The following is a 224-nucleotide window of genomic DNA, read 5'->3' as shown; positions in this document are numbered from 1 at the left end:
TGGTGTCGCGGCGCGGCCTGGCTGCCCCCGGCGCCGCCGAGCTGGCGCACCGGTTGACCCAGCTGGGCGCTGAGGTCAGCATCACCGCCTGCGACACCAGCAGTGCGGCGGAGCTGGCCGCGGTGTTGGAGTCCATCCCCGACCAGCACCGGTTGACCGCGGTCATCCACGCCGCCGGGATCGTCGATGACGCCGTGGTCAGCGAGCTGACCGAAAGCCAACTG

General features: G+C 71.9%; 1 protein-coding gene. It reads left to right on the top strand.

Features of this window, described 5'->3' with window-relative positions; all coding sequences use genetic code 11:
* Window positions 1-224 (top strand): KR domain-containing protein (locus F0Q45_RS27350; RefSeq protein WP_149656743.1); only part of this gene is annotated, 224 nt, incomplete at both ends.

This window comes from Mycobacterium simiae (assembly GCF_008370645.1).
Taxonomy (GTDB): Bacteria; Actinomycetota; Actinomycetes; order Mycobacteriales; family Mycobacteriaceae; genus Mycobacterium; species Mycobacterium simiae_A.
The sequence above is the reverse complement of the archived record's forward strand: the minus strand, read 5'-3'. Positions and strand labels throughout refer to the sequence as shown.